This window comes from Roseateles sp. P1_C1_2, from assembly GCF_056406535.1.
On the sequence record NZ_JBFUAB010000013.1, the window covers coordinates 159285 to 177612 of the forward strand.

General features: G+C 69.0%; 19 protein-coding genes. 15 read left to right on the top strand and 4 right to left on the bottom strand.

Going from position 1 to position 18328, the window contains the following annotated elements; genetic code table 11:
• Positions 1-76 precede the first annotated feature (76 nt).
• The 3 genes from AC1D2H_RS14690 (at position 77) to AC1D2H_RS14700 (ending at position 3926) form a co-directional block, all read left to right on the top strand.
• On the top strand, positions 77-1666 hold the full coding sequence (locus AC1D2H_RS14690) for an acyl-CoA ligase (AMP-forming), exosortase A system-associated (RefSeq protein WP_478011465.1): 1590 nt from the start codon (positions 77-79) through the stop codon (positions 1664-1666).
• On the top strand, positions 1663-2925 hold the full coding sequence (locus AC1D2H_RS14695) for a pyridoxal-dependent decarboxylase, exosortase A system-associated (RefSeq protein ID WP_478011466.1): 1263 nt from the start codon (positions 1663-1665) through the stop codon (positions 2923-2925). Before AC1D2H_RS14690 ends, AC1D2H_RS14695 begins: the two co-directional genes overlap by 4 nt.
• 74 nt (positions 2926-2999) lie before the next feature.
• Positions 3000-3926 (top strand): hypothetical protein, encoded by a 927-nt coding sequence (locus AC1D2H_RS14700; RefSeq protein WP_477933840.1) that lies wholly within the window; start codon positions 3000-3002, stop codon positions 3924-3926.
• A gap of 1 nt (position 3927) precedes the next feature.
• On the opposite strand, the gene AC1D2H_RS14705 is transcribed toward AC1D2H_RS14700, so the two are convergent.
• Both AC1D2H_RS14705 and AC1D2H_RS14710 read right to left on the bottom strand, forming a co-directional pair.
• Positions 3928-4662: an arginyltransferase gene (locus tag AC1D2H_RS14705; protein ID WP_478011467.1), complete on the bottom strand. Its 735-nt coding sequence runs from the start codon at positions 4660-4662 to the stop codon at positions 3928-3930.
• Positions 4659-5390, bottom strand: coding sequence for a leucyl/phenylalanyl-tRNA--protein transferase (locus tag AC1D2H_RS14710; protein ID WP_478011468.1), 732 nt, complete (start codon positions 5388-5390; stop codon positions 4659-4661). The genes AC1D2H_RS14705 and AC1D2H_RS14710 overlap by 4 nt, the downstream gene beginning before the upstream one ends.
• Before the next feature lie 23 nt (positions 5391-5413).
• Here AC1D2H_RS14710 and AC1D2H_RS14715 point away from each other — a divergent pair, with 23 nt between their 5' ends.
• The 3 genes from AC1D2H_RS14715 to AC1D2H_RS14725 all read left to right on the top strand — a co-directional run bounded on the left by AC1D2H_RS14715 (position 5414) and on the right by AC1D2H_RS14725 (position 7871).
• The gene (locus AC1D2H_RS14715; protein ID WP_477933834.1) at positions 5414-5782 is read left to right on the top strand and encodes an ArsC family reductase; all 369 of its coding nucleotides are present in this window, start codon (positions 5414-5416) and stop codon (positions 5780-5782) included.
• Positions 5783-5913: 131 nt separating this feature from the next.
• The gene (locus AC1D2H_RS14720) at positions 5914-7122 is read left to right on the top strand and encodes an ammonium transporter (protein ID WP_478011469.1); all 1209 of its coding nucleotides are present in this window, start codon (positions 5914-5916) and stop codon (positions 7120-7122) included.
• A 47-nt stretch (positions 7123-7169) separates the two neighbouring features.
• A complete protein-coding gene (locus tag AC1D2H_RS14725) occupies positions 7170-7871 on the top strand; it encodes a riboflavin synthase subunit alpha (RefSeq protein ID WP_477933830.1) in 702 nt (233 codons plus the stop codon).
• Here the strand turns inward: AC1D2H_RS14725 and AC1D2H_RS14730 are convergent.
• On the bottom strand, positions 7855-8589 hold the full coding sequence (locus tag AC1D2H_RS14730; RefSeq protein WP_478011470.1) for a substrate-binding periplasmic protein: 735 nt from the start codon (positions 8587-8589) through the stop codon (positions 7855-7857). The two genes, AC1D2H_RS14725 and AC1D2H_RS14730, sit on opposite strands and share 17 nt — an antisense overlap.
• Positions 8590-8765: 176 nt before the next feature.
• Between AC1D2H_RS14730 and corA the strand changes: the two genes are divergently transcribed.
• The 9 genes from corA (at position 8766) to AC1D2H_RS14775 (ending at position 17911) form a co-directional block, all read left to right on the top strand.
• Positions 8766-9734, top strand: coding sequence for a magnesium/cobalt transporter CorA (gene corA / locus AC1D2H_RS14735; protein ID WP_478011471.1), 969 nt, complete (start codon positions 8766-8768; stop codon positions 9732-9734).
• Positions 9725-12415: a DUF4118 domain-containing protein gene (locus tag AC1D2H_RS14740; RefSeq protein ID WP_478011472.1), complete on the top strand. Its 2691-nt coding sequence runs from the start codon at positions 9725-9727 to the stop codon at positions 12413-12415. The genes corA and AC1D2H_RS14740 overlap by 10 nt, the downstream gene beginning before the upstream one ends.
• Before the next feature lie 17 nt (positions 12416-12432).
• Entirely contained in the window at positions 12433-13098 is a 666-nt protein-coding gene (locus AC1D2H_RS14745) for a response regulator (RefSeq protein ID WP_477933866.1), read from the top strand.
• Positions 13095-13301 (top strand): DUF3820 family protein, encoded by a 207-nt coding sequence (locus tag AC1D2H_RS14750; RefSeq protein WP_477933822.1) that lies wholly within the window; start codon positions 13095-13097, stop codon positions 13299-13301. The genes AC1D2H_RS14745 and AC1D2H_RS14750 overlap by 4 nt, the downstream gene beginning before the upstream one ends.
• Positions 13298-13993, top strand: coding sequence for a phosphodiester glycosidase family protein (locus tag AC1D2H_RS14755; protein WP_478011473.1), 696 nt, complete (start codon positions 13298-13300; stop codon positions 13991-13993). Before AC1D2H_RS14750 ends, AC1D2H_RS14755 begins: the two co-directional genes overlap by 4 nt.
• A 121-nt stretch (positions 13994-14114) precedes the next feature.
• Positions 14115-14981 carry an ABC transporter ATP-binding protein gene (locus AC1D2H_RS14760; RefSeq protein ID WP_478011474.1) on the top strand — a complete coding sequence of 289 codons (867 nt, stop codon included), beginning with the start codon at positions 14115-14117 and terminating at the stop codon, positions 14979-14981.
• Positions 14978-16558: a hypothetical protein gene (locus tag AC1D2H_RS14765; RefSeq protein ID WP_478011475.1), complete on the top strand. Its 1581-nt coding sequence runs from the start codon at positions 14978-14980 to the stop codon at positions 16556-16558. The genes AC1D2H_RS14760 and AC1D2H_RS14765 overlap by 4 nt, the downstream gene beginning before the upstream one ends.
• Before the next feature lie 56 nt (positions 16559-16614).
• Positions 16615-17139, top strand: a complete 525-nt coding sequence (locus AC1D2H_RS14770; RefSeq protein WP_478011476.1) for a hypothetical protein — start codon at positions 16615-16617, stop codon at positions 17137-17139.
• 28 nt (positions 17140-17167) lie between these two features.
• Positions 17168-17911, top strand: a complete 744-nt coding sequence (locus AC1D2H_RS14775; RefSeq protein ID WP_478011477.1) for an ankyrin repeat domain-containing protein — start codon at positions 17168-17170, stop codon at positions 17909-17911.
• Between the two features lies 1 nt (position 17912).
• Here the strand turns inward: AC1D2H_RS14775 and AC1D2H_RS14780 are convergent, their stop codons facing one another.
• Positions 17913-18287, bottom strand: a complete 375-nt coding sequence (locus tag AC1D2H_RS14780; protein WP_478011479.1) for a hypothetical protein — start codon at positions 18285-18287, stop codon at positions 17913-17915.
• Positions 18288-18328 lie beyond the last annotated feature (41 nt).

Below are 18328 nucleotides of genomic sequence, written 5' to 3' on the forward strand. Positions count from 1 at the left end.
CTCGGCTCCGGGGAGGCCACCCCTCGGCCTCGGGGGCGCGTGAGATACTTTTTTCACCCTGATTCGCCCCCTGTCCATGCCCGAATCCACGTTGTTGAACGAGCTGGTGGCCGTTGCCGCCGAGCGTGCGCCCGACGCGCCGGCCCTGACCTATGGCACGGCAACGCTGAGCTATGGGCAGCTGGACGCAGCCGTGCGGGGCTTCGCCAGCGGCCTGATGGAGCTCGGCCTGGCACGTGGCGAGCGGGTGGCCATCTACCTGGAAAAGCGCTTCGAGACCGTTGTCGCCAGCTTTGGCGCACCGGCGGCAGGCGGCGTCTTCGTGCCGCTGAACCCCTTGCTCAAGCCCGACCAAGTCGGCTTCATCCTGCAGGACTGCGATGTGCGCGTGCTGGTCACGTCGCCCGAGCGCCTGGCCCAACTGGGTGAGGTGCTGACGCAGTGCCCGTCGTTGCGCCATGTGGTGCTGACCAGCGGCACAGGCTCGGCGCCGGTGCCCGTGCACGACTGGGCCGCGCTGTTGGCGTCGCCCGCCCGTGCCGGCCACCGCGTCATCGACACCGACATGACGGCCATCCTCTACACCTCGGGATCGACCGGCCGGCCCAAGGGCGTCGTGCTGTCCCACCGCAACATGGTGGCGGGCGGCAAGAGCGTGGCCAGCTATCTGGAAAACCGCGCCAGCGACACCCTGCTGGCCGCGCTGCCGCTGTCCTTCGACGCCGGCTTCAGCCAGCTCACCACCGGCTTTCACAGCGGCGCGCGCGTCGTGCTGTTGAACTATCTGCTGCCCAAGGACGTGCTCAAGGCCATGGAGCGCGAGAAGGTCACGGGCCTGACCGCCGTGCCGCCGCTCTACATCCAGCTGACCCAGCTCGAATGGCCGGCCGCCATCGATGCCAATCTGCGCTATTTCGCCAACACCGGCGGCCGCATGCCGCGCGCGACGCTGGACCTGCTGCGCGCCAAGGCGCCTTCCGCCCAGCCCTTCCTGATGTATGGCCTGACCGAGGCCTTCCGCTCGACCTATCTGCCACCTGCCGAGGTGGACCGCCGGCCCGACTCCATCGGCAAGGCCATCCCCAACGCCGAGATCCTGGTGCTGCGCGAGGACGGCAGCGAATGCGCAGCCGACGAGCCGGGCGAGCTGGTGCATCGTGGCGCCCTGGTGGGCCTGGGCTACTGGAACGATGCCGAGAAGACGGCTGAGCGCTACAAGCCATTGCCCGTCGGCGTCGGTGGGCGCGAGGGCGGCCTGCAGCTGCCCGAGTTCGCCGTGTTCTCCGGTGACACGGTCAAGCGCGATGCCGAAGGCTTCCTGTACTTCGTCGGCCGCCGCGACGAGATGATGAAGACCTCGGGCTACCGGGTCAGCCCCACCGAGGTCGAAGAGGTCCTGTACGCCACCGGCCTGGTCGGTGAATGCGTGGCCTTCGGCGTCTATCACGACACCCTGGGCCAGGCCATCCAGGTCATTGCGACGCCGCCGGAAGGTGCTGCCGAGCTGGACCTGGCCGCGCTGACCGCCGCCTGCAAGGCGCGCATGCCGGCTTACATGGTGCCCCATGGTGTCGACGCTCGCAGCGGCCCGCTGCCGCGCAACCCCAACGGCAAGATCGACCGTAAAACCCTTTCGACCGATTGGCTTGAGCGCCACGCTGCATGAGCGATTCCATTCCCCCCAAGCGTGTCCTCGAACACGCACCCCTGCTCTTTCCCCGCAACGCCGATGGCGAATTGCTGGTCGGCGGCCAGCGCCTGTCGGTGCTGGCGGAGCGCGTCGGCCAGACGCCCTTCTATGCCTACGACCGCGGGCTGCTGAAGACCCGCGTCGCCGAGTTGCGTGCCGCTCTACCCAAGGGTGTCGAGTTGCACTACGCGATGAAGGCCAACCCGATGCCGGCCCTGGTCCAGTTGATGGCGGGCCTGGTGGACGGCATCGACGTGGCGTCTGCGGGCGAGCTGCAGGTGGCGCTGAACGCCGGTGCCGACCCGCACGAGATCAGCTTTGCCGGCCCCGGCAAGCGCGACATCGAACTGGGCCAGGCGGTCGCCGCCGGCGTGCTGGTCAATGTCGAATCGGCGCGTGAGCTGCTGCCGCTGGCCCGCGCTTCGCAGCGCCTGGGCCTGCCGGCGCGCGTGGCCCTGCGCGTGAACCCCGACTTCGAGCTCAAGGGCTCGGGCATGCGCATGAGCGGCGGCCCCAAGCAGTTCGGCATCGACGCCGAGGCCCTGCCCGAGGTGCTGGCCGAGGTGGGCCGGTTGAGTGGCGATGGCCTGGCCTTCGAAGGCTTCCACCTGTTCGCCGGCTCCCAGAACCTGAAGGCCGAGGCCATCTGCGAGGCTCAGCTCAAGAGCTACGAGCTGGCCCTGCGCCTGGCCGAGGCCGCACCGTCGCCCGTCAAGTTCCTGAACCTGGGTGGCGGCTTCGGCATCCCCTATTTCCCCGGCGAGTCGCGGCTGGATCTGGCGCCCATCGCCGACAACCTGGCCGCGCTACAGGTGCGTGCCAAGGCCGATCTGCCGGCCACCAAGCTTGTCGTCGAACTGGGCCGCTACCTCGTCGGCGAGGCCGGCGTCTACGTCAGCCGCATCGTCGACCGCAAGGTCTCGCGCGGCCAGGTCTTCCTGGTGGCGGACGGCGGCCTGCACCACCACCTGTCGGCCTCGGGCAATTTCGGCCAGGTGCTGCGCAAGAACTACCCGGCCTCCATCGAGCCCCAGGGCCGCCGTGAACCGGCCACCGAGGCGGCCAGCGTCGTCGGCCCGCTGTGCACGCCGCTGGACCTGCTGGCCGACCGCATGGACATGGCCAAGGGCGAGATCGGTGATCTGGCTGTCGTCTACCAGAGCGGCGCCTATGGCCGCAGCGCCAGCCCCGAGGGCTTTCTGGGGCATCCGGCCTGCGTCGAGGTGCTGGTCTGAGCGACGGCGTCTCGGCTGCGGTCGAAACACGGATTCCAGCCAGCGGCGTTCGCTCGCTCGTCTGGGATGGTGATGTGCTCGTCGATTGGGTTGATGGCGGCCGGCGATTCCAGCTCGATGGGCAGATCTCTGACAGTCGCGTTCGCTATGCGTTCCCATTCGATGCGGCCATTGCGCTCCCTGGAAGTGAGTTCGCGGTGCTGTATGCCAGGGCGGGCACCAAGGGCTTGATCCTTCGCGACGGTGCGGTCGTCCGGGAGATCAACCGGAGCTTCTACTGCGCGAATGCCTATGAATACCCGGTCGCCGTATCGCGCCTGAAGTCGGGCCGTGCCGTGCTGATGCATTGCCCTGACGAATATTGCCGCCTGGAGATCGAAGACTTGGCGTCGGGCGAGCGTCTCACGGCGTCGAACGCACGTCAGCCAGCAGATTTCTTCCACTCTCGGTTGGCAACGTCACCCGACGGGCGATACCTGATCAGCGCGGGTTGGGTGTGGCATCCCTTTGACAGCGTCAAAGTGTTCGATGTAGAGGCCGCCATCGCCATGCCGTCCCATCTGGATGGAGAGGGTCTGGCTGGCGGTCACCTGTGGGCAGATGAGAGCAGCGCCGCCTTTCTTTCAAGACATCGGATGGGCGTTGCCCTGCGTGGTTGGGAGGAGGAGGAGGACGGTCCTCAGGAGGCCACCCGGCTTCATGTGATTGACCTGCACCAGCCGGATCAGTCAGCCCTCGTCGAGACGTCCAGCCGCCTGGGTGCCTTGATGCCCGTGGGTAGCCGGCATGTTCTGGCCTTGTACGGTCATCCTCGGCTGATCGACATCGAGTCGGGCAAGGAGTTGCAGAGTTGGCCGCACCTGAAGACCGGCAGCCGCACCAGCAGCATCCTGGCAGGCGGCGTCGACGAGCCGCCGATGGCTCTGGATGCCAAAGGCGGCCGCATTGCGATCGCGGATGCCGAAGGCGTCAGCGTCCTGCAGTTCCGGCTTCGAGGCTGATCTAAGCCGCGTCTTCCCAGACCCCGTTCTGCAGGATCTGGTGCGGCCTGAAGCCCGCCTTGTAGGCCATCTTCGGGCTTTCCTCGATCCAGTAGCCCAGGTAGAGGTGGCTGAGCTTGAGCTCCTTGGCCTGCTGGATCTGCCACAGCACCCCATAGGTGCCGAAGCTGCCGGCCACGTCCGGGTCGTAGAAGGTGTAGACCGCCGACAGGCCATCGTTGAGGATGTCCAGGATGGACACCATGCGCAGTGGCGTGCTGCCGTCGGGCATGGTTTCGCGGAACTCCACGAGGCGTGAGTTGATGCGGCTTTGCAGCAGGAACTGGGTGTACTGGTCGACGCTGTCGTGATCCATGCCGCCGCCCGAGTGCCGGCCGGCCTGGTAGCGCAGGTAGAGGGCGTAGTGCTCGGGTGAATAGCCCAGGCGCATGACCTTGGCCTGCAGATGGCGGTGGGCCTTCCAGGCGCGGCGCTGGGAGCGGGTGGCCTCGAAGCGCTCGACCGGCACGCGCAGCGCGATGCAGGCGCGGCACTGGTCGCAATAGGGCCGGTAGGTGAATAGGCCGCTGCGGCGGAAACCCGCGGCCACCAGGTTGGAATAGGCGTCGGCGTGGATCAGATGGCTGGGCGTGGCGACCTGGGAGCGCGCCTGACGGCCCGACACATAGCTGCAGGGATAGGCAGCCGTGGCGTAGAACTGGATCTGCGCGAGGGGCAGTTCTTTGGGATGAGTCACGTCGAATTCAGCAACCGGTGCCAGTAGTCCGGATGATAGGTCCAGGGCCCGGGCGAAGCTTCACCCACATGCGTGGCCAGATGGTCCTCGAAAGCCGCCCGCGGGACTTCTGCCGCACCCAGCGAGGCCAGATGGGGCGTGTTCTGCTGGCAGTCGATCCAGGGGATGCCGAACTGGCGGCACAGGCAGACCAGTGCGCACAGGGCGATCTTGGAGGCGTCGGTGCGGCGCATGAACATGGATTCGCCATAGAACATCCGCCCCAGATTGACACCGTAGAGGCCGCCCGCCAGCTCACCATCCACCCAGGTCTCGATGCTGTGCATGGCCGGCCAGGCCAGGTAGGCGGCCTGCAGCTCCGGCACGATCCAGGTGCCCGACTGGCCCTCGCGTGGCACGCTGGCGCAGGCCTTGAGCACGGCGGCGCGGTCATGGTCGATGCGGATCTCGCAGCCGGGCGTGGAGGCAAAGCGCTGCACCGTCTTGCGCAGCGAGCGCGACAGCTTGAAGTCGGCCGTCTTCAGCACCATGCGCGGGTCGGGGGCCCACCAAAGCGGCGGCTGGCCGGGGCCGTACCAGGGGAAGATGCCGCGGCGGTAGGCGGCTTGCAGGCGCTCCGGGGTCAGCGTGCCGCCGGCGGCGAGCAGCCCCGGTGCATCCGTCTCAGGGCCCAGGGCGCGGTGGCTGGGCGGGAAGTCAAGGGTCGCTTCATCGAGCCAGTCGATCATGGCTGCATGGTACGGTGGCGCCCATGATCACCGTCTATGGCATCCCCAACTGCGACACCGTCAAGAAGGCCCGCACCTGGCTGGCCGACCAGGGCCTGGAGGTCGCCTTCCACGACTTCAAGAAGCAGGGTGTTCCCGCGGAACTGCTGCCCACCTGGATCCAGGCCTTTGGCCGCGACAGGATCGTCAATCGCGCCGGCAACACCTGGCGCAAGCTGGACGACGCGGCCAAGGCGGCCGTGGTGGATGACGCCGCAGCGGTGGCCCTGATGCTGGCCGAGCCCAGCGTCATCAAGCGCCCGGTTGTCCGCTGGCCGGATGGCCACTGGACGCTCGGATTCAGTGCGGAAGCGTTCGAGAAGAGTGCATTGAACGCACCAAAGAAGAGCTGATCGCTCGTTTGTGGTGCTTTCCGGGTGCGAAATTGTGCCTTGAAAGCGGGCATCGAATTTGCAATTTCGGTGCGGTTTGGTTCGGCTTGGTGCATGTCGCCCAAGTCTGGAGCCGCCGGCCGGAGACAGCGTTGGAGACGACATCGATCAAGCAGGGCGCGGATGCGCTCTTCATCCTCCTGGGCGCCATCATGGTGCTCGCCATGCATGCGGGCTTTGCCTTCCTCGAACTGGGCACGGTGCGCAAGAAGAACCAGGTCAATGCGCTGGTCAAGATCCTGGTGGACTTCGCGGTGTCCACGCTGGCCTATTTCCTGGTCGGCTATCTGGTTGCCTACGGCACGCATTTCTTTGTCGGCGCCGAGCAACTGGCGCAGAAGAACGGCTATGAACTCGTCAAGTTCTTCTTCCTGCTGACCTTCGCGGCGGCCATCCCCGCCATCGTGTCGGGCGGCATTGCCGAGCGGGCGCGTTTCGGCCCGCAACTGGCGGCCACCTGCGTCATCGTCGGCTTCATCTACCCGCTCTTCGAGGGCATCGCCTGGAACCAGGCTTTCGGCATCCAGGCCTGGCTGAAGGCGGCCACCGGCGCCGAGTTCCACGACTTCGCCGGCAGCGTCGTCGTGCATGCCGTGGGCGGCTGGATCGGCCTGGCCGCCGTGCTGCTGCTCGGGCCGCGCCTGAACCGCTACCGCAAGGACGGCGCCATGAGCGCGCACCCGCCGTCCAGCATCCCCTTCCTGGCCCTGGGCGCCTGGGTGCTGACGGTGGGCTGGTTCGGCTTCAATGTGATGAGCGCGCAGACGCTGGACAAGATGTCGGGCCTGGTCGCCGTCAACTCGCTGATGGCCATGGCCGGCGGCACGCTGATGGCCGTGCTGCTGGGCCGCAACGACCCCGGCTTCGCCTACAACGGCCCGCTGGCGGGCCTGGTGGCCGTCTGCGCCGGCTCGGACGTCATGCACCCGCTGGGCGCCCTCGTCACCGGCGGCATCGCCGGCTGGGTGTTCGTGCAGTTCTTCACCCTGACGCAGAACCGCTGGAAGATCGACGACGTGCTCGGCGTGTGGCCGCTGCACGGCCTGTGCGGTGCCTGGGGCGGCATCGCCTGTGGCGTCTTCGGCCAGAAGGCGCTGGGCGGCCTCGGCGGCGTGTCTTTCAGCGCACAACTGATTGGCACGCTGGGTGGCGTGGCCTGGGCGCTGGCGGGCGGCTTTGTCGTCTACGGCGTCATCAAGCGCCTCACCGGCCTGCGGCTGGACGCCGAGCAGGAGTTCGAGGGCGCCGACCTGTCCATCCACAAGATCGGCTCGACGCCTGACCGGGAAGTGAGCTGGTAAGCTGACCCGAACGCTGTTCAAAGGGCCTCGCTGGAGGCCTGTTTTCCATGTTCACAGGCATTGTCCAGGGCGTCGCCCGCGTCGAATCCATCGAGGCCCGTGAGGGCCTGCACACCCTGCACCTGAAGTTCCCCCAAGGCTTCGACGCGGATCTGGCCATCGGCGCCAGCGTGTCCTGCGACGGCGTCTGCCTGACCGTCACGGAGCGCCCGGCGCCTGATGTGGCCAGCTTCGACGTGATGGCGCAGACCCTCAGCCTCACCACGCTGGGCGGCCTGATGGCGGGTTCCGGGCTGAACGTCGAGCGAGCCGCTCGCGAGGGCGTCGAGATCGGCGGCCATCCGCTGTCCGGCCACGTCGACGTCTCCGCCCGCATCGCCCAGATCCGCAAGCCCGACAACAACCATGTCATCCGCTTCGCGCTGCCCGCGCCGTGGATGCGTTATGTGTTTGCCAAGGGTTATATCGGCGTCAACGGCTGCAGCCTGACGGTGGCCGAGGCCCAGCGCGAGCGCGACGGCTCGGGCTGGTTCGAGGTCTGGCTCATCCCCGAGACGCTGCGCATGACGACCTTTGGCGACAAGGGCGTGGGCGACGCGGTGCACATCGAGATCGAGCGCAGCACCCAGGTCGTCGTCGACACCGTGCGCGATGCGCTGGACGAGAAGCTGGGCCCGCTGCTGCCGGTGCTGGAGGCCATCGCACGGGAGCGTGGCATCGAGCTGACGCAGCTCACTCTGCCGCGCTGAGCCGCAGCCGATCCAGCTCGGCTCGCGAACGCGAAACGACGCGGTTGATCCTCTCGATCACCCAGGCCCAGCGGCTGTTGTGGCCGGTTGCGAAATGCAGTGAGGTCGTCGTGAGGGGCAGGGGCACCAGGGCGAGGCCCCGTTCGTGCATGCGGGCCAGCGCCGGGTGCCCGGCGGCCTGTGCGGCGTCGCCCGTTTCCAGCGTGATCAGCGCCGCGCGGCAGCGTCCGGCCGCCGCCATGCGCAGCGCCGTGTCGTCGTCGTTGGCTTCCAGGGCCTGCATGCGGCCCAGGCCTGCCTGGCTGAAGAGCTCGCCATAGCTGGAGCCGCGTGCCCAGCAGACGGCCTGGCCGTCCAGGTCGCCGTAGCGCTTGATCGCGGCCTCGTCGCCCCGACGGGCGACAGCCCAGGTGTGGTTGGTCCATATCGGCAGACTGAACAGCAGTTCCTTCTCGCGCTTCGGCGTGCGGCTGAGGCCGTACATGACGCCTTCGCCGGCCGCAGTGAGCTTTTGCGCGCGCAGCCACGGGGTGGGTCGGTAGTCCCAACCCAGCCCGGCCTGCGCGCCCAGCCAGGCCAGCATCTGCGGCGTCTGGTCCGACGGCGGGCCGGTGCCGACAAACAAGGGCACCAAGGGTGCGGCCCGGGCCGGCAGCACCAAGGTTCCAAGCGCCAGAGCCAGGGCCAGACGGCGGCCGGGCTCGTGCTTTGAGGTCATGGGCCGATTCTAGGAAGCAGGCCCCAGCGTCTTGATGCTTTCTTGATGCCGCCCGCCGCCTTCTTGTCGGCGGTTTGAAGGCGCGATTTCCAGGATGACGTTCCAAAACGTGCTGGCCCTGAATCTCGCGCTGGAGCATGCGACGATGACCGCAAGATGACTCCAGGCAGACCGCCATGCTGATCAACAGCGTCGTGTACGAGGATGGCCGCGTCGTGGCCGAGCCGAGCCTGGAAGGCGTTTCCGAAGCCTTGGAGAGCACGGCCGGTTTCGTCTGGATCGCGCTGCGCGACCCGAGCGATGCCGAACTCGACCTGCTGCAACGCGAGCTGGACCTGCCGCCCCTGGCCGTCGAGGATGCCCGCAAGGGCCATCAGCGTCCCAAGCTCGAGGAATACGGCGACATGCTGTTCGCCGCCATGCACCTGCTGGAAGACGGCCCCGAGGGCCTGGAAGTCGGTGAGGTGCATGTCTTCGTGGGCGCGCGTTTCATCGTGTCGGTGCGCCACCGCAGCGCCCAGGGCTTCCTCGGCGTGCGCGGGCGTGCCGAGCGCGAGCCCGATCTGCTGCGCCAGGGACCGGGCTTCGTCTTCTATGCGCTGATGGACGCGGTCGTGGACCGCTATTTCCCTCACATGGACGCCATCGAGGCCGAGCTTGAGCAACTGGAGGCGACCATGTTCCAGCCCCGCCAGAACCGCCAGGACGTCGTGGAGCGCCTGTTCGGCCTGAAGCAGCGCCTGGCCACGCTGCGCCATGCGGTCACGCCGCTGCTGGAGGTGACGGCCAAGCTGCATGGTGGCCGCGTGCCCGTCGTCTGCAAGGCCCTGCAGGACTATTTCCGCGACGTCTACGACCACCTGCTGCGCATCCAGGCCAGCATCGACGCCGCGCGCGAAACCATCATCGCGGCGACCCAGGTCAACCTCACCCTCGTCACGCTGGACGAGTCCCTCGTCACCAAGCGCCTGGCCGCCTGGGCCGCCATCTTTGCGGCCTCCACCGCGCTGGCGGGCATCTGGGGCATGAACTTCGAGCACATGCCCGAGCTGAAATGGGCCTTCGGCTACCCGATGGCGCTGGCCGTGATCGTCCTCGTCAGCGGCGCGCTGTACTGGCGCTTCAAGCGCCTCGGATGGTTGTGACCGACACCCGCCCCGACCCCGATGCGCTGCTGGCCCAGTTGCAGCGCGACGAAGCTGCCGCCCAGCGCGGCCGGCTAAAGATCTTCTTCGGCGCCAATGCCGGCGTCGGCAAGACCTTCGCGATGCTGGCCGCCGCGCACGCGGCCCAGCGCCAGGGCAGGGCCGTGCGCATCGGCGTCGTCGAGACGCATGGGCGGGCGGACACCGAGGCCATCGCGCGCGACCTGCAGCGCTTGCCGCTGAAGGACATCGCCCACCGCGGCCAGACGCTGCGCGAGTTCGACCTCGATGCGGCGCTGGCCTGGAGTGCTGCCGAGCCCGGCGGCGTGCTGCTGCTGGACGAGCTGGCCCACAGCAATGCGCCCGGCTCGCGCCACACCAAGCGCTGGCAGGACGCGCAGGAGCTGCGCGAGGCCGGCGTGGAAGTCTGGACGACGCTGAACGTGCAGCACCTCGAGAGCCTGAACGACGTTGTCGGCGGCATCACCGGCATCCGCGTCTGGGAGACCCTGCCCGACAAGGTCTTCGATGCGGCCGACGAGGTGGTTGTCGTGGACCTGCCGCCGGACGAACTGCTGCAGCGGCTCAGAGAGGGCAAGGTCTATCTCCCGCAGCAGGCCGAGCGCGCGGCCAAGAACTTCTTCCGCAAGGGCAATCTGCTGGCCCTGCGCGAGTTGGCCCTGCGCCGCACGGCCGACCGCGTGGACGACCAGATGCAGGCCTACCGCCGCGAGCACAGCGCGGGCACGGTGTGGCCCAACCGCGAGTCGCTGCTCGCCTGCGTCGGCCCCGGCGCGGCCAGCGACAAGGTGGTGCGCAGCGCCGCGCGGCTGGCGCAGCAGCTGGGCCTGGACTGGCATGCCGTGCACGTGCAGACAGCGAGGGCCTTGAGCGACGCGGCCCGCCAGCGCGTGCAGCATACGCTGGAGCTGGCGCAGTCACTCGGCGCGCGCACGGCCGAGCTGTCGGCGCCCGAGGTTGCGGCGGCCCTGGTGGGCTATGCGCGTGAGCACAACCTGGCTCGCCTGGTGGTCGGCCGGCGCGAGCAGGCCTGGCGCTGGCCCGGGCGGCCCTCCCTGGCCGAGGCGCTGAGCCGCCTGGCCGACGAGATGGACGTGTTGCAGGTCGCACTGCCGACCGCCACACGCGAGCGCGAGCCGCAGGCGCACATGCCGCGCGGCCTGCGGGCGCCGCAGGCGCTGCGTGGCTATGCGGCAGCCCTGGCCGGCGTCGTGCTGACGACGGCCATCGCCCATGCCTTGCTGGACTTCATGGYGCCGACCAATATCGCCATGCTGTATCTGCTCAACGTCGTCGGTGTGGCGCTGCGCTTTGGCCGCGTGCCGGCGGCACTGACGGCACTGCTGGGCGTCGCGGCCTTCGACTTCGCCTTCGTCGAGCCCAGGGGCTCCTTTGCCGTCGGCGACGCGCAATACCTGGTCACCTTTGCCGTGCTGCTGCTCGTCGGCCTCGTCATCGGCCAGCTGGCGGCGGGCCTGCAGGCCCAGGCGCGAGCGGCGCAGGAGCGCGAGCGGCGCGTGCGGGGGCTCTACGCGATGTCGCGCGACCTCGGCGCCGCCCTGGTGTCCGAACAGGTGGCCGAGATCGCGACGCGCTTCCTGCGTGCCGAGTTCGGCGCCGCGTCGGCCGTGCTGGCGCCACCGCTTGGCGCGACGCCGGGCCGCGAGGTACTGGCCGTGCTGCCTGTATCAGGTTCAGCCAGCGCCCAGCCCGACCTCGGCGTTGCCCAATGGGCCTTCGACCATGGCCAGGCGGCGGGGCAGGGCACCGACACCCTGCCGGCCAGCCCCTGCCTGATGCTGCCGCTGACCGCGCCCATGCGGCTGCGTGGTGTGCTGGCGGTGGAGGGCCAGGGCCGGCGCTGGTCGCCCGAGGAGCGCGAGCTGCTCGACACCTGCGCGGCCCTGCTGGCTATTTCGCTGGAGCGCATCCACTACATCGAGGTGGCCCAGCACAGCACGCTGCAGATCGAGAGCGAGCGGCTGCGCAACTCGCTGCTGACGGCCATTTCCCACGACCTGCGCACGCCACTGGCGGCTCTCGTCGGCCTGGCGGATGCGCTCAAGCTGACCCCACTGCAGGCCCAGCAGGCCGAGGTGGCCGACGCGATGCGCCGTTCGGCCCTGCGCATGAGCGCGCTGGTGTCCAACCTGCTCGACATGGCTCGGCTGCAATCCGGTGCGGTGCAGCTCAACCGCCATTGGTTGCCGCTGCAGGAGGTGGTTGGCAGTGCGCTGGCCAGCCTGGACGAAATGCTGGCGGGCCGCGACGTGACCGTGGAGCTGCCGGCCGAACTGCCGCTTGTCGAACTGGATGCCGTGCTGATCGAACGCGTTCTCGTCAACCTGCTGGAGAACGCGGCCAAGTACTCGGACGGCGGACTGCGCATCAGCGCGCGCACGGCCGGCCGTCATGTGGAGATCGACGTGGCCGACAGCGGCCCCGGTTTCCCGGCCGGCCGCGAGGCCCAGCTCTTCGACAAGTTCGAGCGTGGCGACCGCGAGAGCGCGACGCCCGGCGTCGGTCTGGGACTGGCCATCTGCAAGGCCATCGTCGAGGCGCATGGCGGCCGCATCAGCGCCCACAATGTGGCGACCGGCGGCGCCTGTGTGCGAGTGGAACTTCCCCTCGGTCAGCCCCCGGTGGAGAAACCCGAGTGAGCGCCGCCCGCGTGTTGATGATCGAGGACGAGCCGGAGATCCGGCGTTTCGTGCGCATGGCGCTGGAGAGCGAGGGCCTGGAGGTGTTCGAGGCGGTGACGCTGCAACGCGGCCTCATCGATGCCGCCACGCGCCGGCCCGAGCTGGTCGTGCTGGACCTGGGCCTGCCCGATGGCGACGGCCTGGACTTCATCCGTGAGTTCCGCGGCTGGTCGCAGGCGCCCATCCTCGTGCTGTCGGCCCGCGAGGGCGAGGAGCGCAAGGTGCAGGCCCTGGACGCCGGCGCCGACGACTACCTCGTCAAGCCCTTCGGCGTGGCCGAGCTGCTGGCTCGCGTGCGCGTGCAGCTGCGTCGGCACGGTGGTGGTGGCAACGAGGCCGACCCCGTGCTGCGCTTTGGCGATATCGCCATGGACCGCGCGCTGCGCACGGTCATCAAGTCGGGCGAGGAGTTGCATCTGACGCCCATCGAATACCGCCTGTTGCAGGAACTGGCCACCGCGCCCGGCCGCGTGCTGACCCACCAGCACCTGCTCAAGGCCGTCTGGGGCCCGGGCCATGCCGAGGATGTGCATTACGTGCGCGTGCACATGGCCAATCTGCGCAAGAAGCTCGAAACCGACCCCAACCGGCCGCAGTGGCTGGTGACGGAGGCGGGGGTGGGCTATCGACTCAAGACATGAATGCTGAAGACCTGCCCAAGCTCGTGAAGACCGAGATGCCCTTTGGCAAGCACCAGGGCACGCGGATCGCCGACCTGCCCAGCAACTACCTGGCCTGGTTTGCGCGCGAGGGCTTTCCCAAGGGCGAGATCGGGCGACTGCTGGCACTGATGCACGAGATGGATGTCAACGGCCTGCGCGAGCTGTTGAGGCCGCTGCGATGAGGCGGGTGCTGTTCGCCCTGAGCCTGCTGCTGACCAGCCTGGGCTGCGCGGCGCAGGGCGATGGTGGCTACACCGTCGTGCGGGTCGAGGCCGACAAGCTGCGCCTGTTCTGGCGTGACGACCAGGGCAGGCCGCTGCGCCGCCTGGACCGGCTGGCGGCCTGGCTGAAAACACAAGGCAAGACGCTCGCCTTCGGCATGAACGCCGGCATGTATCACGCCGACGCCGGCCCGGTCGGCCTGCTCGTCATCGACGGCCGCGAGCTGGCGCCCCTCAATCCTGCGGGCGGCCAGGGCAATTTCTTCCTGAAGCCCAATGGCGTCTTCTTCATCGACGCCCAGGGTCCGCATGTCGTCGATGCGGTGGACTATCCGCCCTTGAGCAGCGGCGTGAAGCTCGCCACCCAGTCCGGGCCGCTGCTGTTGAAGCAGGGCCAGATTCACCCAGCCCTGAGCCCGAACTCGGCCTCGCGCTACATCCGCAATGGCGTCTGTGCAGCGGGATCGCAGGCCGTCTTCGTCATCTCCGAGCGGCCGGTCACGCTGCACGAATTCGCCGGCCATTTCCGCGACGCATTGCACTGCCAGGACGCCCTCTATCTGGACGGCGCCGTCTCCAGCCTCTATTCGCCCGGCCTCGGTCGCAACGACCGCTGGAGCGAACTCGGGCCGCTGTTCGGCACCACCGAATGACAACCGCCCAGGCCGCGCTTTTGCCGGCCTGAGCCGCGCCCTCGACGGTCTGTCGCGAGGCTGTTGGCGATCACTGCCGCCATCCCTAGGCTGCCGCTCATTCGCATAACGAGGAGTGGCCGTGCTGCAGATTCAAGACGTCACCAAAAGCTTCGGAAAACTCAATGCCGTGGACGGCGTGTCGCTGGACCTCCAGCCCGGCGTCGTCGGCCTGATCGGCCATAACGGCGCGGGCAAGAGCACGCTGATGCAGATGCTGGCCACGCTGACGCCGCCCACCCGGGGCAGCATCCTGCTGGACGGCCAGGACATCGTCGCCAAGCCCGAATTGATGCGCCGCCGCCTGGGCTATCTGCCGCAGGACTTTGGCGTCTACCCGCATCTGACGGCGCTGGAATTCCTGCAGTACTTCGCGGCCCTCAAGGGCGTGCGGGATCGGCAGCGGCTGCAGACGCTGCTGGAGCTGGTGAACCTGCACGAGCAGGCCCACCGTCCGGCCGCCGGCTTCTCGGGCGGCATGCGCCAGCGCCTGGGCATCGCGCAGGCCCTGCTGAACGACCCCGACGTGCTCATCGTCGACGAGCCCACGGCCGGCCTGGACCCCGAGGAGAGGCTGCGCTTTCGCCATCTGCTCGGCGACCTCGGCCGCCAGCGCCTCGTCATCGTGTCCACCCACATCGTGTCGGACGTCGAGAACATGGCATCGCACCTGGCCATCCTGCGCCAGGGCCGGCTGGTGGCGTTTGAAACACCCGAGGCCGTGCTGGCACGCGCCGCGGGCAAGGTCTGGACGGCCCTGCTCGCACCGGCCGACTACGAGGCGCTGAAGGGCCATGTGCAGGTGCTGCAGGCCCAGCCCCAGGGCGGCCGCATGCAGGTGCGCATGACGCACCCGTCGCGCCCCTTTGCCGAGGCCGAGCCGGCCAACGCCAGCCTCGAGGAGGCCTTGATGGCCCAACGCTATGCCGATGCGCGGGTGGGTGCATGAACACCGCGTTGTACAAGGCCCTGGTGCTCAACGAATGGCGGCTGCGCAGCCGGCGCGTCAGCAGCCTCGTCATCCTGCTCGCCGTCGTGGCCGTCAGCTGGTTGATGGTGCTGGACCCGAAGAGCGGTGCCGCCATGATGGTGGTGAGCAAGCAGCGCATTGCCTACGAGAGCCAGGCCCTGGCCTTCGCGAGCAATCTGATCGCTTCGCTGCTGTTCGGCCTGGCGGGCTTCTACCTGGCGCGCGGGCGCACCCAGGAGGACCTGCGCTGCGGCACGGCCGGCGTGCTGGCCGCGACACCGGTCAACAACGCCCAGCTGCTGGGCGCGCGCTGGCTGGGCGCCTTCGGCTTCCTGTTCTCGCTCGGCGCCGTCGTCATGCTGACGGTGTGGGTGCTGCAGCTGGTGCGCGGTGAGGGGCCGCTGCAGCCGCTGCCCTATCTGCAGATGCTGGTGCTCGGGCTGGCGCCCGGGCTGATGCTGTGCGCCAGCCTGGCCGTGCTGGCGGATGCCTGGCTGCCGCTGATGGGCAAGCGCGGTGATGCCCTCTACTGGCTGCTGTGGATGCTGCAGTTCGCCTTCGTTCCGGCGACGCTGGGGCAAGGCGGTGTCGTGCATCTGAGCGGCTGGCAGGTGTTCGACGTCAACGGCATGTCGCCCCTGCTGGTCGGCGTGAGCCGGCTGATGGACGTGAACCACATCAGCGTCGGCGGCTCGCCCTTTGACGCCACGCTGCCGATCCTGCACATGCCGGCGGGGCTGTGGAGTTCGGAACTGGTGGCCCTGCGCGTGGGCGCGATGCTGGTGGCCTTGCTGCCCCTGGTGCCGGCCGTGCTGCTCTTCCACCGCTATGCCCCCGACCGCGTCAAGCTGCGCAACCCGGGCGGCCGCTGGCGCCTGGTGCTGGCGCTGCAATGGCTGCTGGGCCCGGTGATGCGCCCCTTCACCCGTGCGCTCGCCCTGCTGATGAGCGCCGGCGCCCGTCTGCCCGGCATGCCCGGCCGCTGGCTGGCCGACGTCGGCCTGGTGCTGCTGAGCCAGCCGCTGCTGGCGCTGGTGATGCTGGCCGGCGCCGTGGCGAGCGCCTTCGTGCCTGCGGCGCTGCTGCCGGCGGTGCTGGCGGGCACGCTCTGCGCCTGGGGCATCGCCGTGGCCGATGTCAGCTCGCGAGACCTGCAAAGCGGCACCCTGGCCCTGGCCAGCGCCGTGCCCGGCGGCGCGCTGGAGCGCGGCTGGCGCCAAGCCCTGGCGGCCTTCGGCCTGGGCTTGTTGCTGGCCTTGCCGGCCCTGCTGCACATGGGCATGAACGCGCCCCGGCTGGCCCTGGCCTGCGTGGCAGGCCTGCTCTTCCTCAGCGCCGCGGCAACGCTGCTGGGGCGGCTGACGCAGGGCTCGCGCACCTTCCTGGCCCTGTTCCTGTTCGCCCTCTACCTGGACATGCAGAAGACCGGCGTGCCGGCCCTGGACCTGCTGGGCCTGGTGGGCGACGCGAGCGCGGCCAGCGCGGCGGGCTATGCGCTGGCGGGTGTGGCGGGCTTCACGGCCTTGCTGGCCCTGCTCCGGCTGCGTCGGACCTGAGGCGCAGGCCGCGGCCTACAGCGCGGCGGCTTGAAACGGCGCAAGATTGAGTGGCCATGACCGCAGATTCCTTCGCCCGAGCCGTTCGCCTGTGTGGATTGCTGTGCGCCTTGACAGGCGGCGCGGTCCACGCGGTGGAGCAGCTGCCGAAGTCGCCTGCCTGCCGTACCGCGCTGCAGGCGCTGGAAGAGGCCGAGGACGCCATCGCCGCCTCGGCGGCTGCATCGGCCACCGCGTCGGATCAACGGCGTCAGCAGGCGGTGGCCGCAAGGCTGCAACCGGTGCGAAAGCGTGTGGCCGATGCCTGCCTGGGCGGCCTGACGAGCTCGCCATCGCCGTCCCAGCACAGTTGGGTCGCTCCAGCCCGACCCGCTTCGCCCGCTGCGCCGCGTGTGGCCATGCCGGCGCCGCCCGCGGTGATCGTCACCGTGCCGCGCCCGGAACCACCCGTCACGGTGACCCATTGCACGGCGGCAACCTGCATCACCAGCGATGGCGCCACGCTGACCCGCGTCGGCCCCAACCTGATCGGGCCGCGCGGCAGCTGCACCGTGCAGGGCAACTTCCTGCGCTGCCCTTGAGGCCTGCGGCGGCGTAGCATCGCCCGCTGTGAAAGCCCTCCACGAACGGCTGCTCGGCGCCTTCGAGACCCACGACGCCGGCGCGATCCGCGCGATTCTCGAGGCCGGTTTCGATGCCCGCGCCCGAATCGACGGCAAGCCGGCCGTGACCCATCTGCTGGAGATGTATTGGCGCTCGGACGGCTTCCCCGCCTGCCTGAAGCTGATGCTGGACAGCGGTGCCCAGCTCGACGACCCCCGGCTCGCGCCCGTGCTGCTCAACGACGCCGACGCGCTGGCTGCGGCCGTGGCGCTCGAGCCGGCACTGCTGCAGCACCGCACGCAGATGCGCTGCAGCTTCACACCGCTGGATGGGGCCTCGCTGCTGCATGTCGCGGCCGAGTACGGCCATTTCGCGGTGGCCGAGCGCCTGCTGGCCCTGGGTGCAGACCCGAACGCGGTGGCCGATGTCGATGCCGACGGGCTGAACGGGCAGACGCCGCTCTTTCACACGGTCAACTCGAATGCCAATCGGTCTGCACCCCTGATGCGCCTGCTGCTCGCGGCCGGTGCACGGGCCGATGTGCGGCTCCAGGGCATCACCTGGGGGCGAGGCTTCGACTGGGAGACGGCTTGCTATGACGTGACGCCGCTGTCCTATGCCCAGCTCGGCCTGCTGCCGCAGATGCACAGGGCCGAGGCCGATGTCTACGCCAATGTCGCCGCGCTGCTGGCGGCCCAGCAGCGCCCGGCGCCGCGGCTGGGCAATGTGCCGAATCGCTACGTCCGCTAGCTCAGCCCAGTTGGCTGGCGATCCACGCCCTGGCCTCGGCCACCGTGCCGAAGACGCGATACGGCGCCGTGACGAAGGCATAGCGTCGGAACTCGTCGATCGCGGTGAGGATGTCGGGCCGATCGGTGACGGCCGCCAGCAGCACGCCCGGGTTGGTGAAGAGCGGCCCGATGTGCAGGGCCGCGATCTCGGCCGTCGCTTCCGCCGTCACCTCATAGCGCTCCACCGCGAGATAGTCGGTCAGCGCATAGCGCAGGCCGTCGAAGCGGTGGTCGCCGGCGATGGCGTCGAAGGAAGCGCGACGCTGCGCGATGGTGACGTCCYCAAAGTAGGTTCGGTAGACGCCTTCCGGTTCCCAGGTGATGCGGTAGGGCATGGCCGCCTGCTGCTCGTGACAACGTCATGATAGGCGGCCTC